The organism is Streptomyces sp. NPDC015127, assembly GCF_043080095.1.
Taxonomy (GTDB): Bacteria; Actinomycetota; Actinomycetes; order Streptomycetales; family Streptomycetaceae; genus Streptomyces.
In genome coordinates this window covers 481398-495558 of record NZ_JBIBVE010000003.1, presented here as the reverse complement: position 1 = coordinate 495558, position 14161 = coordinate 481398, and the positions used below count along the sequence as shown (strand labels likewise).

Genomic DNA, 14161 nt, shown 5'->3' with positions numbered 1-14161 from the left:
CTGGTGGCGGCGTGCTGGCTGATGGTGCCCGCGGCCGCCGGCGCCCGCGCCGACGACCCCGTCGACCTGTCCCGGCAGGGGCAGATCACCGACCGGGTGGGCGCGCTGGGCGATCGCGAGCCGCAGGTCGTACAGGCCCTGGACCGGCTCTTCGACGAACAGCGGCTCCAGCTGTTCGTCGTGTACGTCCGCGACTTCTCGGGCCACGGCGCACAGGAGTGGGCCGGCGAGACCGCCGAGCGGAACGGCCTCGGCGAGAGCGACGTCCTGCTCGCCGTCGCCACCCACGACCGCCGGTACGCGTACTGGGTCGACGACGGCTCGCGCCTGACCGACCCCCAGCTCGCCGAGGTCGCCGCCAGGGGCGTCGAGCCCGCGCTGCGGCGCAGCGACTGGGCGGGCGCGGCGATCGGCGCCGCCGAAGGCTACGGCGCCGTGCTGGCCGGCCGCCCGGTGCCCGAGGTCGCCGTCACCCCGGGTGAGGCCGACCCCGGCTCCGACCCCGGCGCCGGGACGGGCGCGGGCGACCTCGTGCTGCCCATCGCGGTGGTCGGCGGGGCCGTCGCACTGGCCGCCTACACGTACGCCAAGCGTCGGCGGCGCACGGCGACCCGTACGACGCCGCAGGGCGGCCAGGAGGGCTGGGGGGAGCCGGGGCACAGACCGCTGCCCGAGCTCGACGCCAAGGCGAAGCAGGCGCTCGTGGACACCGACGACGCGGTGCGCACCAGCCAGGAGGAACTGGGCTTCGCGGTCGCGCAGTTCGGCGAGGAGGCGGCCGAGCCGTTCACCGCGGCCGTCGAGCACGCGACGAAGGAACTCACCGCGGCCTTCCGGCTGCGGCAGCAGCTCGACGACGCCTACCCCGAGGACGACGCCACCCGGCGCCGGATGCTGGACGAGATCATCGCCAGGTGCGCCGAGGCCAACCGCCGACTGGACGCCGAGTCCGAGGACTTCGACCGGCTGCGCGCCCTCGAACAGAACGCCCCCCAGGCGCTCGACGCGGCCGAGGCGGCCCTCGGCGACGTCAGCGGGCGGATGGTCGGCACGGAGGCCGCGCTGGGCGTGATGCGCGAACGGTACGCGGCGACGGCGTCCGCTCCGGTCGCGGACGACGTGGAGCAGGCGAAGGACCGGCTGGAGTTCGCGACGAACAGTCTCGGCCAGGCGCGCAAGGCCGTCGAGGGCGGCGACAACGGCACGGCCGCCGTCCACGTACGGGCCGCCGAAGGAGCCGTCGCGCAGGCCGTCCGGCTCGTCGGCGCGGTCGACCGGCGGGCGCAGGAGCTGGCGGAGGCGGCCGGGAAGCTCCCCGGGGCCCTGACCGAGACCGAGGCGGATCTGGCGGAGGCCCGCGGGCTGCTGGAAGGGACGCCCGACGGCGTGTCCACGGCCGCGCTGCGGGGGCGGTCCGCCCGCGCGGAGACGGTGACGTCTGAGGTACGGCGGGAGGTGGAAGCGGGGCCGTACGACCCCATCGACGCCCTGCGCCGGGTCGAGGAGGCCGACGCCGCGCTCGACGAGGCGCTGGCGGAGGCCCGTGCGAGCGAACAGGGGACGCTGCGCGCCCGGGCGCTGCTGGACCGGGCCCTGCTCGGCGCGCGCGCGGCGACCGGCGCGGCAGCCGACTACATCACCACCCACCGCGGCGCGGTCGGCAGCGAGGCCCGCACCCGGCTCGCGGAGGCGCAGCGGCGGATGGACCGGGCGGAGTCGCTGGGCGAGGGCGACGCCCAGGCGGCACTGGCGGAGGCCCAGCACGCGGACGCTATGGCACGGCAGGCGCAGTCGCTCGCGGAGAACGACGTACGCGGTTACGCGGGTCGCGGCGACTTCGGGGGCCCCTTCGGGCCCGGTGGCGGCGGTGCGGGCGCCGGGGGCGGACTGGGCGGCGCGGTGCTGGGCGGGATCATCCTCGGCGGACTGCTCGGCGGGGGCGGAGGCCGTGGGGGCTTCGGCGGCGGTTTCGGGAGTGGCGGGTTCGGGGTCGGGCCGCCCGGGAGCTTCGGCGGCGGGGGCACGCGGGGCCGGATGGGCGGTGGGCGCTTCTGAGCCTGCCCGATCCCGTCCGTACGGCGTTTTCAAGGAGAGTGCGATGACCAAGCAGACCGTCCTCGGGCGGGTCGCCCGGCTGGCGAAGGCGAACATCAATGCGCTGCTGGACCAGGCGGAGGACCCGCAGAAGATGCTCGACCAGCTGATCCGCGACTACACGGACAACGTGGCCGAGGCGGAGCAGGCGATCGCCGGCAGCATCGGCAACCTGCGGCTGATGGAACAGGACCACGAGGAGGACGTGGAGGCCGCGAGGGAGTGGGGCGGGAAGGCGCTCGCGGCGAGCCGGAAGGCGGACGAGCTGCGGGCCGCGGGTCGGACGGTGGACGCGGACCGGTTCGACAACCTGGCGAAGGTGGCGCTGGGCCGGCAGCTCCAGTCCGAGAAGGAGGCGAGGACGGCGGAGCCGGTGATCGCCGCGCAGACGGAGGTCGTGGACCGGCTCAGGTCCGGCCTGGAGCAGATGAAGTCGAAGCTGACCGAGCTGCGGGCGAAGCGGGACGAGCTGGTGGCGCGGGCGGCGTCGGCGCAGGCGCGGAACCGGATGCTGGACGCTGTGAAGAGCATCGACGTGCTCGACCCGACGAGCGACCTGGGCCGCTTCGAGGACAAGGTCCGCCGCGAGGAGGCGAGGGCGCTGGGCCGGGAGGAACTGGCGGCGTCGTCGCTGGACGCGCAGTTCGAGGAGCTGGACGCGGCGGGCGACAGCGCGGAGATCGAGGCGAGGCTGGCGGCGCTGAAGTCCGGGTAGGGGGCGGGGCCGCTGCGCGGGGCCTGTTGCCCCCCGCCCGCGCTCTCCCTACGGCCTGGCGGCCGTGGGAGGTGCCCCCAGCGGGGCTGGATTTCGCCGCGCGAAATCAAAGATTGAGGGCGCCGCGCGAAGCGCGGTACGGGGCCTGGGGGCTTGCCCCCGGTTTCGGGATGGGGGTACCTCCCACGGCCGCCAGGCCGTAGGGGGAGGGCGGGTAGGGGAAAGCGCCCGGCACCACCCTCAGAACATGCTCAGCAACTGCTCCACCGTCGGCTCCGCCGACCCCTCGCCGTCCGGGAGCGGGAGTTCGAACCAGACCGTCTTGCCCCGTGGCGTCCGCCGGGAGCCCCATGACGTGCTCAGCAGGCCCACCAGTTGCAGGCCGCGGCCGCCCTCGTCCGTGTCGCGGGCGCGGCGGCGGCGGGGCTGGACGAGGCCCGCGTCCCAGACCTCGCAGACCAGCGTCCGGTCCCGCAGCAGGCGCAGCCGGATCTCGCCCTCCCCGTACCGCAGCGCGTTGGTGACGAGTTCGCTGACGAGCAGTTCGACGGTGTCGACCAGCGCCTCGAGGTCCCAGGCGACGAGCTGCGCGCGGGTGAGCTCGCGGGCCCGGCCCACGGAGCGGGGTTCGCGCGGCAGGCGCCAGTCGCCGACGGACTCGGCGGGCAGGCCCTGGACGCGGGCCATGAGGAGGGCGATGTCGTCCTCGCCGTGCCGCGTGTCCAACGTGTTCAGCACGTGGTCGCAGACGTCCTCGAGCGCGCGCCCCGGATCGGTGAGCGCGGTGCGGAAGGCGTGCAGGCCCTCGTCGAGGGGGTGGTCGCGGGACTCGACGAGGCCGTCGGTGTACAGCGCGAGGAGGGCCCCCTCGGGGAGCTCGACCTCCACCTCCTCGAAGGGTTCGCCGCCCACCCCGAGCGGCATCCCCGGCGGTACGTCGAGCAGCAGCGCCTCCTCGCCCGGTTCGACGAGGACGGGCGGCAGATGGCCGGCGTTGGCGAAGGTGCAGCGGCGGGTGACCGGGTCGTAGACGGCGTACACACAGGTGGCGAGGTAGACCTCGGAGAGGTCGGCCTCGCGCGACCCGCGCGGGAGCTGGTGCGGGACCTGGGCGCCGCCGTTGGAGCGGCGGAGCTGCGAGGGGTTCCCAGGGCTGCCGAGGCCGCGGGCGATCTCGTCGAGTGCGGAGAGCACCTCGGCCGGTTCCAGGTCGAGCAGTGCCAGCGTCCGCACGGCGGTGCGCAGTTCGCCCATGGCGACCGCGGCCCGCAGTCCACGGCCCATCACGTCGCCGACGACGAGGGCGGTGCGGTGTCCGGGCAGTTCGATGACGTCGAACCAGTCACCGCCCACCTCGGTGGCGGTGGTGCCGGGCAGGTAGCGGCAGGCGATGTCGAGGCCCGCCGCCTCGGGGTCACCGGGCGGGAGCAGGCTGCGCTGCAGGATGAGCGCGCGCTCGTGCTCCCTGCGGTAGAGCCGGGCGTTGTCGATACAGACGGCCGCGCGGGCGGCGAGCTCGACGGCCAGGGCCCGGTCCCGGTCCCCGAAGGGTTCGCTGCCCTTGGCGCGGGCGAACTGCACCAGGCCGACGACGGTGTCGTGCGCCACCATCGGAACGGCGAGCGTGGACTGGACGAGGCCGCCGTCGCGGCCGGGGATCGTCTGCGGGCTCGCGGTCCGCAGGGCACTGGCGCAGGGCGAGTTGAACGGGTAGCGGTGGACCTCTCCGACCTGGGTGGGGCCACCGCCCTCGGGCACGCAGTCGGGGGTGGTCATCAGCGGCGCGTCGGACACGGCGCTGGCGAAGGCGACCCGGCGCAGTTCGGCGCTGCCGCCGCCGTAGCTCTCGGCATGCGGGGAGGCGAACTGACCGGGCGGCGCCTCGTCGCCGGTGAGCAGGCCCTGGTAGAGGTCGACGGAGGCGAGGTCGCAGAAGCCGGGGACGGCGACGTCGAGCAGTTCGCGGGCAGTGGTCTCCAGGTCGAGGGAGTTGCCGATGCGGGAGCTCGCCTCGTTGAGGAGGGCGAGATTGCGCCGGGCGTTGGCCGCCTCCCGGGCCGCCATGTGACGGCGTGTGACATCGATGCCCAGTCCGGCGACCCCGACGGGCCGGCCCGATCCGCCGTGCACCCGGTAGAGGTTGATCGACCAGTGTCTGCGGTCGGTGCTGCCCGGTGCCGTGCCCACGATCTGGAGGTCGGTGACGGCCTCTCCGGTCTCCAGGACGCGGCGCAGGGCGGCGTTCATCCGGTCGGCCTCGGGGCGGGAGAGGTAGTCGTGCACGGTGCGGCCGCGGTGCTCCTCGGCGGCGCCGCCGAAGACGGTGGCGAAGCGCTGGTTGGCGCGCTGCACGGTGAGGTCGGTGCCGAAGAGCAGGAAGCCGAAAGGAGATTGACCGAAAATGGCCTGCGATGCGGCGAGATCGCTCTCGATCCGGCGCAGCGCGCGCACGTCGACGACGATGCACAGCGCGGCCTGTTCGCCGTGCTCGGTCTCACTCGGCATCACATAGATCTCCGCGAGCCCGTGGGCGCGGTCACGGCCGTGGTCGTGGTCGCCGTCGCGGCCCGGCATCCGGAAGGGCACGAGGCCCGTCCACTCCTTGCCGTCCAGGATCTCGGCGACCGTGCGGTGTCCTCGTGGCCTCAGGTCGGCCGGCATGAAGACCTCGACCGGATCCTTGCCCCTGACCTCGTCGGCGGTGATGCCGAAGAGCTCCACGGCCCGCCTGCTCCACTGATCGACGAGCCCGTCCGGGCCGATCGAGAACGATGCGACCTTGATGTAGTCATAGATCGAGCCAGGCGCGCTGCTCTGCCACATGGCACCGCTTGCCGTCTCAGGTATCTCGCTCACGCGACCGTCCCCTCCAGCTCACCGCACCGGACCGGCCATGACCGCAGTATTCAGCACTACGGCTCCGACCGGCACGGCGTTCACGATCACAGAGAGGTCTCGTTCATTTTCGGCCGAGTCCCCCGTGATCGTCGTCCCTCCAGACTCCTAACCAGTCAGGGCCAGCTCGAACCACACGGTCTTGCCGGTCCTGCCCCGCCGGGTACCCCAGCGGCGGGCCGTGCAGGCCACCAGTTGCAGCCCCCGGCCGCCCTCGTCGTCGGGGTGGGCGGACCGCTCGGTGGGAGGATCCGGAAGCGGATCCGACACCTCCACCAGCAGCGTGGGCGCGGTGCCGTTCTCGCTGGGGCGGAAGATCCGCAGGCCGATCGGACCCGAGGTGTACCGCTGGGAATTGGTCACCAGCTCGCTGACCAGCAACACGGTCACATCACCGACGGCTGCGTCCAGGCCCCAGGCCCTGAGAGTCTCGCGGACGGCGTGGCGCGCGGCGCGCACGGCGTTCGGCTGCGCCGGGAAGGTCCACTGGGCGCATTCGCCTTCGCTGCCGGTCACGCCGCTCACTTCCCCAGACCACCACGGGAGCAATGACCCTTTTGATGGGGTTAATCAGCACATACCCGATATTCGGCGCCCAGTACCGCGGCGCGAGCGGGAACGAGAGCACGGTGGCCCATACGGCGCACTCGCCGCGCCACACGCCGTCCGGTTCGCCCCGCGCCCGTTCGGTTCCTGCCTGAGTGCCGGCCAACTCCCGCGCACCGGCGCGGTCGCGCCGGCCGCGCGGGACGCGCCCGGCCTTGGCCGGGCCTCGCCCGACGGCCGCCCGGTCACACCGACGGGCACCGCCTGACGCTCCGCCCGGCACACCGCCGGGGGCATCGCCTGACGCTGCGCCCGGCACACCGCCAGGCCCCCCTGACCCTCCACTCGGCCGCCCGGCCGCGCGTCAGGCGCCTGCCGCGCCGCGCGCCAGATGCGCGCCCCGCCACTTCACGTGCGTGCCGCGTCGCCCCCCGAGCGGGAGCGCAGCAGGCGCGCGGCCTCCGCCACCGCGGGCCGGTCCTGGTCGAGCCAGTCGACGTCATCGCTCTCGTGGGGCGCGAGCCAGCGCAATTCGTCGTGGTCCTGGAGCGCCCGAGGGCGGCCGGAGACCAGCCGCACGGTCCACACCTGGAGCACGTATCCGGGCTTCAGCGGCCACTCGCCCGGGATGCGCTCCAGCGGCTCGGTCTCCACTCCGAGCTCCTCGCGCAGCTCGCGCACGAGCGCCTGCTCGGGGCTCTCCCCCGGCTCCAGCTTCCCGCCGGGCAGCTCCCAGCGGCCCGCCAGCTCCGCGGGCGCGCTGCGCCGGGCGGCGAGCAGCCGGCCCCGGTCGTACACGGCCCCGGCCACCACCACACGATCACTCATGTGCCGGAGGGTACTGCGCGCGCCGGAGCCGCCCCCAAGACGATCTTCCCGCCCCGGGCGTCAGGCGCCGGTCTGCCCGATGCGCTCCACCCAGTAGAGCTGCTTGTGCCCCCGGCCGTCGAGGGTGTCCGCTATCTGCTGGGCCTCGTCCCGGGTGGCGTAGCGGCCGACGCGATATCGGTTGCCGTTGTCGTCCTGGCGAATGACCTGCCAGGGGAGCGTGGCACCGCCGTCGTTCATCGCGCCCCTCCCCGACTCGCCCTGCCCGCCTGTAAGTTGATGCCTGAAACTCCACTCAGCATATGCCCAAGCGTACGCCTGACCTTCACTGAGCGGATACGGGTTTTTACAAAGAGATACATGAAGGGGGCGTATCCGGCTGGATACGCCCCCTGTTCCGCCCGAAAAGCACGGGTGCCGCGCGGCCACCGGCCGCCCGACCGACCCTCAGCCGGCCCGCACCGCCCGCCCGGGCGGCACCGGCACCAGGACCGAGCCCAGGGCCCGGGCCGAATCGTTGCGGCACGCATCACCGCATGCGGCGTCCAGCGAGCAGCAGAGCGAACAGATCGGGCCCGGAGTGGACGGGCAGTCGGCGATGTCGGTGATTACGGGCCTTCGCGGCTCAGTCAACGACCCGTCACAAGCCCCGCCATGTCCTTCACTTCACCGGGAGGTGGTACGCGACCCGGTAGCGGTCCGCCGGCACCACCACGTCCGCCGTCTCGACCGCCCGGCCCGACGCGTAGTACGTCCGCTCGATCACCATCACCACATGGCCCGGTACGCCGCCGAGCGCCAGCAGCTCCTCGGCGAGGCCGGGACGCGCGCCGACCTCCTCCACCACGTTGTCCACGACGATGTCGATGGCGGCCATGCGCTCGACCACACCACACCCGCCGAGCGGCCCTTCCTCGGGGAGCATCACCGGCGTCCGGCCCGTGACCTCCAGCGGCTCCCAGGACGTGGAGATCATCATGGCCTCGCCCGCGTCCCGGTAGAGGTAGCGGGTGCGCATCACGCGGTCGCCGAGCTGGATGCCGAGCCGGGCGGCGATCTCCGGGCTCGCGCCCTCCTGCTCGCTGCTGGACTCCCAGGTGCCCCGGGTCCCGCCCTCCGCCTGCTCCTGGCGGAAAGGGCTCGCACCCGACGGCGGCCGGAACCCGGAACGGGCCACCCGCCGCGGAACGGGCCGCTCGCGCACATACGTCCCGGATCCGGACCGGCCCTCGACCAGACCCTCCGCCATGAGCACCTTGCGGGCTTCGAGGGCGACGGTGTCCGAGACGCCGTACTCCTCACGGATCCGTGCCTGTGAGGGCAGGCGGGTGTGCGGCGGCAGCGAGCCGTTCACGATCTTCTCCCGCAGATCGCTCGCAACGCGCAAGTAGGCGGGCTGCTCACCGAATGTCACTGGCCACTCCCAACAGGTTGACAGACAGCAACAGACTGGCAACCGTGGGTCGTTGGCCGCAAGTGTGGGCCAAAGTTTCACTCGATGTGATGATTTGCCGGTGGGCAGCGGTTTACCGCCGGTACGTCCGGGTCCCCGAACACGTTCAGGCCCGGGCCGCTCTCCGACCCGTGAAGCTACCGGTCACCTCGGCGCCGTCACCGCGTCGCAGTCGACGATCCGAACAATTCGGGCGGCCTGGCAGCGAGAAAGGGGCGGCCGCGAACGGCCGCCCCTCCGCCTGTCAGGCCCTGACGGGGGTCAGGATCAGAACTGAAGCGCCCAGACGTCGATCCGGCCCGTGTCGTAGCGGGCGTTGTCGCTCACCCGCAGCTTCCACGTGCCGTTCGCGACCTCGGACGACGCGTTCACCGTGTACGTGGTGAGGATGTTGTCCGCGCTGCCGCCGGAGCCGTACGCCTTCAGGTTGTAGACGGAGCCGTCGGGGGCGACGAGGTCGACCCTCAGGTCACCGATGTAGGTGTGCTTGATGTCCACCGAGACGGCGAGGTTCGAGGGCGCGTTGCCCGCGACACCGCTGACGGTGATCGGCGACTCGACCGTGGCGTTGTCGTTGATCGCGTAGTCGCCGGTGTTCTCGAACTTCGGTCCGGGCGGGGTGGTGCTGCCGCCGCCGACGTACAGCAGGCGGTTGGGCGAGCCGGTGCCCGGGTTGCCCACCACACCGGAGGTGGCGGCGGTGGTCAGGGCCGAGGAGACCTGGGCCGGGGTCGCGGTCTTGTTGGCGGCCAGGTACAGGGCGGCCGCACCCGCGACGTGCGGGGTCGCCATCGAGGTGCCGGAGATGGTGTTCGTGGCCGTGTCACTGGTGTTCCAGGCCGACTTGATCGACGAGCCCGGGGCGAAGATGTCCAGGACGCTGCCGTAGTTGGAGAAGCTGGAACGGGCGTCGGAGCTGGTGGTGGAGCCGACGGTGATGGCCTCGGTGACCCGCGCGGGCGAGTAGTTGGAGGCGTTGGAGCCGTCGTTGCCCGCCGCGACCGCGTAGGTGATACCGGAGGCGATGGAGTTGCGCACGGCCGTGTCGAGGGCGGTGTCGATGCCGCCGCCGAGGCTCATGTTGGCGACGGCCGGCTTGACGGCGTTCTGCGTCACCCAGTCGATGCCGGCGACGACCTGCTCGGTCGTGCCGGAGCCGGAGTTGTCGAGCACGCGGACGCCGACGATCTTGGCCTTCTTGGCCACACCGTAGGAGGACCCGGCGACGGTGCCGGCGACGTGCGTGCCGTGACCGTGGCCGTCCTGTGCCGTGTTGTCGTTGTCGATGGCGTCGTAGCCGTAGGAGGCGCGGCCGCCGAAGTCGCTGTGGGAGATGCGTACGCCGGTGTCGATGACGTACGCCGTCACACCCTCGCCCGCGGCGTCGGGGTAGGTGTAGCTCTGGTTCAGCGGGAGCGCCCGCTGGTCGACCCGGTCGAGGCCCCAGGACGGCGGGCTCGGCTGCGTGCCGGAGACCTTGAAGACACGGTTCTGCACGACGGACTCGACGGCGGGGTCCGCCGCGAACTTCTTGGCCTGCGCCTCGGTGAGCTGGACGGAGTAGCCGTTGAGCGCGGCGTTGTACGTCCGCTTGATCTTCGCGCCGTACTCGGCCGCGAGAGCCTTGCCCGCCTTCGAGCCCGCGTCTGCCTCGGACTCGTCGAGCGTGACGATGTAGCTGCCCTTGATGGCGCCGGGGGCACCGGCGTTCTCGATGACGCCTTCCGGCGCCGGCTCGACCGCGACGGCCGGAAGGGCGGAGACCGTGCCGAGCGAGAGCGCGGCGACGGCTATGGCGCTGGCCGCGGCGAGTCTTCGCCGCGAGTCACGCATCACAGACATGTGAGGGGTCCTCCTCATAGGTGGTGCGTTGCTGTGGGGGTCATGACAGATGAACGGCAGGGGCATGCCAACGATCTGGTATCAACTCGTCAACCCCCCTTGTCCATCCGCCGAGCGAAAGATTGGCGGATCCATAGGAATCGCACAAGAGGACAGGCGACAGCGAAATACGAGCGCCACACGGCTGCCATGCTGGCGACCCATGACGTCCTACCGATGCCCCCGTTGCACGAGTTACTGGCCGGTCGATTCTGACATCTGGTGCTGCCCGGACTGCCGGAGCCCCCTCGACCTGGACTTCAGCGCCGGGGCCGTTGTCCGCACGGCACTGGCGGGCCGCGTGAATTCGCTGTGGCGCTACGAGGAGGCGCTGCCGCTGTCCGCGCCCGCGGCCACACTCGGCGAGGGCCGCACTCCGCTCGTTCCCCTCACGGCGAACGTGTCGGCGAAGCTCGACTTCGTCATGCCGACGCTGTCCTTCAAGGACCGGGGCGCGGTCATGCTGGCGGAGCTCGCGCGGCGGCTCGGGCCGCGCCGGGTGATCGCCGACAGCAGCGGGAACGCGGGCACGTCCGTCGCCGCGTACTGCGCGCGGGCGGGTCTCGCGTGCACGGTGTACGTCCCCGAGGGCACGTCCGCGAAGAAGACCGAGCAGATCCGGGCGCACGGGGCGCGCCTGGAGACGGTCCGCGGCGACCGCGAGGCCACGGCGTCCGCCGCGCGGGCGGCGGCCGGCGAGCCCGGCGTCTTCTACGCGAGCCACGTCTACAACCCGTACTTCCTGCACGGCACCAAGACGTACGTCTACGAGCTCTGGGAGGACCTGGGCGGCCGCCTCCCGGAGGCGATCGTCGTGCCCGTCGGCAACGGCACCCTGCTGCTCGGCGCCGCGCTCGCGCTCGACGAACTGCTCGCCCACGGGCTGATCGACGCGCGCCCCGCACTGGTCGCCGTGCAGGCGGAGGCGGTCTCGCCGCTGGCGGCGGCGTTCCGCGCGGGCGCGCAGGACCTGCTCGCCCCCGCGCCCGCGACGCCGACCCTCGCGGAGGGCATCGCGATCCCGAACCCGCCGCGCGCCCGGCAGATCCTGCGCGCGGTACGGGAGTCCGGCGGCGAGTTCCTGACGGTGACGGAGGACGAGATCCGCGCGGCGCAGAAGGACCTCGCGGCACGGGGCCTGTTCGTGGAGTCGACGGGTGTGGCGTGCTGGGCGGCGGCCGGTTCCTGGACCCACCGCACGGCGGTGGTCCCCCTGTGCGGCGCGGGCCTCAAGACGGGCGTGGCGCGGTAGAGAGGAGCGGGCCGGCCCCGCCGCCCAGCGGGTGTGACATGTCAGGCAGGGAGCGGGGCCCACGCCAGGGTGTTGGTGAGCGTCACGCCGTGGCTGGTGAAGTCCAGGCTCACCCGGTCCCCGTCGGCCATCGTGTGCCCGCCGTGGAAGCTGCTGCGATCGGCCCCGATGTACACGTAGTGCACCCGTCCCGGCCAGTGCAGCACCTCGTAGGCGAAGAGCCGGGACATCATGGCGTCGAGCTCGTAGTGCAGGGCGTCGGTGCCCGTGGTGAAGGTGCCCTTCCAGGAAACGGCGCCGTCCCGTTCGATGGTCACCTCGCCGGTCACCTTCCGCGGCGGCGGGCCCAGGTGCAGTGCGGGCGACAGCGCCGCCTCGCACAGCTTCGCGTACGACAGGTGCCCGGCGTGCTGCTTGAAGCGACCGATGTCGGTGACGTCGTTGCCGAACGAGTAGCCCATGTACCGAGGCCGGCCCTCCTGGTCCCCGACGTAGACGAGGACGATCTCGGCCTCCTCGCACACGGCGACGGCGTCCCCCGGCACGGAGAGCGGCTCACCCGGCACCCGGAGCGAGTTCCCGAGCCCCTTCACGAACCAGTTGGGCTGGTCCTGCATGGTGGCGTCGGCCTTGACGTTGTGCGTCATCATGAAGCCGCTGACCAGGGCGTCGCCCACGTGGTCCGGCATCAGAGGGGGCAGCAGGCGGACCCGGTGCCGCTCCCCGGCCGGTACGTCCACCGGTATGCGCCCCGCGGTGATCGCCGCGGCGTCGCCGCCGGACTGCCCTATGAGCGTGGCGAGTCGGGCGCCGTGCAGGGGATACAGCCGCAGGGCCGTCCCGTCCTGCGGTACGCCGAGGCCGACGTACCGTTCACCGTCGTAGGCGCATTCGAAAAGCACGGACATGAAGATTCGTCCCCTCTCAGGCGTTCCTCGCCATGGCGAGTCGGTCCACCTTGCCGTTGCTGGTGAGCGGGAAGCTCTCCACCTGGAGGAAACGCCGCGGAATCATGTAGCTGGGAAGGCTACGGGAGAGCGTGCCGCGCAACTCGCGTGCGTCCGTCGCCGTCCCCACGTAGAAGGCGACGAGGTCATGGCTGCCGACCCGGCCGGGAACCGCCAGGACCACCGCGTCGGAGACGTTCGGATGGAGGCGCAGAGCACCCTCGATCTCGTGGAGTTCGACGCGGTAGCCGCGGATCTTGACCTGCGAGTCGATCCTGCCGAGATGGGTGAGGGTTCCGTCGGGTGCCTGGCGTACGAGGTCTCCCGTGCGGTACCAGTCGTCCGGCTTCGGCGAACGGTCGTCGGGGACGGCGGCGAACCCCGCACCCTCCGCCGTCAGGAAGCGTCCGCTGTTGTCGCGCTCGTCGAGGTACCCGGCGAACCGCTGGGGGCCCCGGACACAGAGCTCGCCCTCGTGTGCCACCTGGCCGTCGGAGACGATGACCGACTCCATGTGCGGATAGACGTGGCCGATCGGGATCGTCCGGTTCGTCGTCTCCGGCCACGCGGCCATCCGGTCGTCGAGCCGGTACGCACTGACGAAGACGGTCAGCTCGGTCGGACCGTAGACGTTCTCGATGGCGCCTTCGGGTGTCGCGTGCTTCCACGCCTCCGCCTGCTCGCGCGTCAGCTGCTCGCCGAGGAACAGGCTGAGGCGCACCGACGGCATGGAATCCGGTGCCAGTTCGCCGAGACCGACGGCCGCGGAGACGACCGACGGCACCGAGGTCCAGTGCGAGATGTTCCGCTCGTTCACCCACTGGACCGGGTGCACCATGTCCCTGGGGCTGGGTGCGACGAGCGTCGCCCCCGAACCCCAGGCCACGAACAGGTCGAAGACCGAGACGTCGAAGGCGAAGTCGAAGGTCTGCGTCATACGGTCGCCGGGCCCCACGCCGTACCTGGCCATGTTGTGCTCGACGAAGCTCAGCGCGTTGGCGTGGGAGACGGGGACGCCCTTGGGGCGTCCGGTACTGCCCGAGGTGAACAGGATGTACGCCGTCGACTGGGCGTCCACCGGTGTCCCGGCCGGGCGGGGCGACGCAGGAGGCTCGTCGGGCCCGCCGAGTGCGGGGATCTCCAGGACCGTCAGCTGTTCGTCCGCCGCGAGTTCGGCGGCCGCGCCCGCGAGCTTGTCCGTCAGGACGAGCGGGAGCGCCGCAGTGCGGGTGATCGTACGCACCCGGTCCGCCGGCGCGGAGCTGCTGATGGGAACGATGGTCGCGCCCAGCTTCAGAATCGCGAGGTAGGCGACATAGGACCGGGCACACTTCGCCCCGATGAGGCCGATCCGCGACGGGATCTCGCCACAGGACGCCTCCAGGAAGCGGCACAGCCGCTCCGCCTCGGCATCCAAGGACGCATAGGTCAACGGCTCGTCGTCCGGGGTCTCCAGGGCGACGGCGTGCGGATGACGGCGGACCGTCGATTCCACCAGCTGGTTCAAGCGGGCAACTTCGGTCATATGAAGGCGGTCATGCGGCGCCGAG

Annotated in this window: 11 protein-coding genes; 3 read left to right on the top strand and 8 right to left on the bottom strand. The window is 72.2% G+C overall.

Going from position 1 to position 14161, the window contains the following annotated elements; genetic code table 11:
• Positions 1 to 21: 21 nt before the first annotated feature.
• Both ACF08N_RS08520 and ACF08N_RS08515 read left to right on the top strand, forming a co-directional pair.
• A complete protein-coding gene (locus ACF08N_RS08520) occupies positions 22 to 2055 on the top strand; it encodes a TPM domain-containing protein (protein WP_392323922.1) in 2034 nt (677 codons plus the stop codon).
• 43 nt (positions 2056 to 2098) lie between these two features.
• Complete coding sequence (locus ACF08N_RS08515) at positions 2099 to 2809, top strand: PspA/IM30 family protein (RefSeq protein WP_392323817.1); 711 nt, start codon at positions 2099 to 2101, stop codon at positions 2807 to 2809.
• Between the two features lie 240 nt (positions 2810 to 3049).
• On the opposite strand, the gene ACF08N_RS08510 is transcribed toward ACF08N_RS08515, so the two are convergent.
• From ACF08N_RS08510 to ACF08N_RS08485, 6 genes are all read right to left on the bottom strand, one after another.
• A complete protein-coding gene (locus ACF08N_RS08510) occupies positions 3050 to 5632 on the bottom strand; it encodes a SpoIIE family protein phosphatase (RefSeq protein ID WP_392323921.1) in 2583 nt (860 codons plus the stop codon).
• A 180-nt stretch (positions 5633 to 5812) separates the two neighbouring features.
• Positions 5813 to 6229: an ATP-binding protein gene (locus ACF08N_RS08505; protein ID WP_392323816.1), complete on the bottom strand. Its 417-nt coding sequence runs from the start codon at positions 6227 to 6229 to the stop codon at positions 5813 to 5815.
• A 429-nt stretch (positions 6230 to 6658) separates the two neighbouring features.
• Entirely contained in the window at positions 6659 to 7078 is a 420-nt protein-coding gene (locus ACF08N_RS08500; protein WP_392323815.1) for a (deoxy)nucleoside triphosphate pyrophosphohydrolase, read from the bottom strand.
• Between the two features lie 60 nt (positions 7079 to 7138).
• Positions 7139 to 7318 (bottom strand): SPOR domain-containing protein, encoded by a 180-nt coding sequence (locus tag ACF08N_RS08495; RefSeq protein ID WP_392323814.1) that lies wholly within the window; start codon positions 7316 to 7318, stop codon positions 7139 to 7141.
• 421 nt (positions 7319 to 7739) lie between these two features.
• Positions 7740 to 8492, bottom strand: a complete 753-nt coding sequence (locus ACF08N_RS08490; protein ID WP_392323813.1) for a GntR family transcriptional regulator — start codon at positions 8490 to 8492, stop codon at positions 7740 to 7742.
• 306 nt (positions 8493 to 8798) lie between these two features.
• Positions 8799 to 10373, bottom strand: coding sequence for a S8 family serine peptidase (locus ACF08N_RS08485; RefSeq protein WP_392323812.1), 1575 nt, complete (start codon positions 10371 to 10373; stop codon positions 8799 to 8801).
• Between the two features lie 202 nt (positions 10374 to 10575).
• Between ACF08N_RS08485 and ACF08N_RS08480 the strand changes: the two genes are divergently transcribed.
• Complete coding sequence (locus ACF08N_RS08480; RefSeq protein WP_392323811.1) at positions 10576 to 11664, top strand: threonine synthase; 1089 nt, start codon at positions 10576 to 10578, stop codon at positions 11662 to 11664.
• A 41-nt stretch (positions 11665 to 11705) separates the two neighbouring features.
• Here the strand turns inward: ACF08N_RS08480 and ACF08N_RS08475 are convergent, their stop codons facing one another.
• The gene (locus tag ACF08N_RS08475) at positions 11706 to 12572 is read right to left on the bottom strand and encodes an FAH family protein (protein ID WP_392323810.1); all 867 of its coding nucleotides are present in this window, start codon (positions 12570 to 12572) and stop codon (positions 11706 to 11708) included.
• 16 nt (positions 12573 to 12588) lie between these two features.
• Positions 12589 to 14118: an amino acid adenylation domain-containing protein gene (locus tag ACF08N_RS08470; RefSeq protein ID WP_392323809.1), complete on the bottom strand. Its 1530-nt coding sequence runs from the start codon at positions 14116 to 14118 to the stop codon at positions 12589 to 12591.
• Between the last annotated feature and the right edge of the window lie 43 nt (positions 14119 to 14161).